Origin of the sequence: Pseudomonas sp. ICMP 3272, assembly GCF_001466905.1 — a bacterium.
Lineage (GTDB): Bacteria > Pseudomonadota > Gammaproteobacteria > Pseudomonadales > Pseudomonadaceae > Aquipseudomonas > Aquipseudomonas amygdali.
Map to the genome: position 1 here is coordinate 1 of NZ_LKEK01000107.1, position 2,092 is coordinate 2,092.

A 2,092-nucleotide genomic window follows, 5' to 3' on the forward strand; every position below is an offset into this window, starting at 1 on the left:
ATGGCGTCCCCTAGGGGACTCGAACCCCTGTTACCGCCGTGAAAGGGCGGTGTCCTAGGCCACTAGACGAAGGGGACAAAACCTTCTTACAAAACAAACGGTCGCTGGATCCGTTTGTTTCACATCGTCCCAGAGCAGTGTAGCAGCGCTCTGAAACGCTAAATTTGGTGGAGCTTAGCGGGATCGAACCGCTGACCTCCTGCATGCCATGCAGGCGCTCTCCCAGCTGAGCTAAAGCCCCACATCAGTGGACGGGGCGCATATTAAGCGTGAGTGACAGGGCTGTCAAATTTATTTTTTACATTTTCCAAACTTTTTTGTCGGTAATACAACCACTTACCTTTAAACCCCCGGAAAACCGGGGGCGTCTGACAGGAACAGGGAACGCCTCAGGCGATGGAGCCCAGCAGCTTTTCCCATTCCTTGTTTTCTTTTTTCGAAACGCCACCCAGCAAATCCAGGGCCTGACGCAGGCGGAAGCGGGTCAGGTCCGGACCGAGGATCTCCATCGCATCGGTCACCGAGACCGAATTGGCCTGGCCGGTAATCGCCGCAAACATCAAGGGCATGGCGTCACGCAGCTTGAGCTCGAGGTGCTCGACGACGGCCTGGATGCAGCCCATGATCCGGTCTTTCTCCCACTGGCGCAGCGACTCCAGCTTCCACAGAATCAACTGCATCACCTGACGGACCTGCTCCGGGGACAGCTTCTTGTGCTCGAACAGCTTCACATCGGGCGTAACGCCACCGGCGAAGAAGAAACCGGCCAGCGGAGCGACCTGACTGAAGGTCTCTACCCTACCCTGCACGTGCGGTGCGATCTTCATCATGTAGTCGGGGTTCAGCGCCCAGGTTTTCAGACGCGAGGCAAACTCCTCGACCGGCAGATCACGCAACCACTGACCATTGAGCCAGGACAGTTTTTCGATATCGAAGATCGGCCCGCCCAGCGAGACACGCGACAGGTCGAAGTTGTCGACCATTTCCTGCAACGAGAACTTCTCGCGCTCGTCAGGCATCGACCAGCCCATGCGGCCCAGGTAGTTGAGCATGGCTTCAGGCATGAAGCCCATGCGCTCGTAGAAGGTCACCGAGGTCGGGTTCTTGCGCTTGGACAGCTTGCTCTTGTCAGGGTTACGCAGCAGCGGCATGTAGCACAGCTGCGGCTTGTCCCAGCCGAAGTATTCGTACAACAGGATCAGTTTGGGTGCAGATGGCAGCCATTCTTCGCCGCGCAGTACGTGGGTGATGCCCATCAGGTGGTCATCGACGACGTTGGCGAGGAAATAGGTCGGCAGGCCGTCAGTCTTCATCAGGACCTGCATGTCCATGCGGTCCCACGGGATTTCGACTTCGCCGCGCAGCATGTCCGGCACTACGCAGACGCCTTCGGTCGGCACTTTCATGCGAATCACGTGTGGCTCGCCAGCGTCCAGACGGCGCTGCACTTCTTCCTTGGAGAGCAGCAAGGCGCGACCGTCATAGCGCGGGGTTTCGCCCTTGGCCTGTTGCTCGGCGCGCATTTCGTCCAGTTCTTCGGCGGTGCAGAAGCACGGGAAAGCGTGACCCAGCTCGACCAGTTGCTGCGCGTATTTCTGGTAGATATCGCCCCGCTCGCTTTGACGATACGGGCCGTGTGGACCACCGACATCCGGCCCTTCGCTCCACTCGATACCCAGCCAGCGCAGTGCGTCGAAGATCTGCTGTTCGGACTCGCGGGTCGAGCGCAGTTGATCGGTGTCTTCAATGCGCAGAATGAACTCGCCGCCATGCTGTTTGGCAAAGCAGTAGTTGAACAGCGCAATGTAGGCCGTGCCGACGTGAGGGTCGCCCGTGGGCGATGGCGCGATGCGGGTACGAACGGTGGTCATGGAAAATTCCGAAATAGGTCGATCAAGCGCGGAATGTTAACAGGCTGGGGGCATGCGGCTCCAGCGTGAAAGGTAATCGCCGGAACACCTATCGTTCCGNGTTCCGCACGCTCCGCGTGGGAATGCAGTTCGTGACGCTCCGCGTCACACGGCGGTTCTGCGATGTCAGTCGGGTCGGGGTTCGGCTCAGGTCACCTTTGCGCCCTTACGGCGCCCTACTT

Annotated in this window: 1 protein-coding gene and 2 tRNA genes; all 3 read right to left on the reverse strand. The window is 58.9% G+C overall.

Going from position 1 to position 2,092, the window contains the following annotated elements:
• Window position 1 precedes the first annotated feature (1 nt).
• The 3 genes from AO068_RS24350 to gltX all read right to left on the reverse strand — a co-directional run bounded on the left by AO068_RS24350 (window position 2) and on the right by gltX (window position 1,871).
• A tRNA-Glu gene (locus AO068_RS24350) sits at window positions 2–77 on the reverse strand.
• An 88-nt stretch (window positions 78–165) separates the two neighbouring features.
• Window positions 166–241: transfer RNA gene (locus AO068_RS24355), tRNA-Ala, on the reverse strand.
• A gap of 148 nt (window positions 242–389) precedes the next feature.
• On the reverse strand, window positions 390–1,871 hold the full coding sequence (gltX, locus tag AO068_RS24360) for a glutamate--tRNA ligase (protein WP_005734390.1): 1,482 nt from the start codon (window positions 1,869–1,871) through the stop codon (window positions 390–392).
• Window positions 1,872–2,092: the final 221 nt, after the last annotated feature.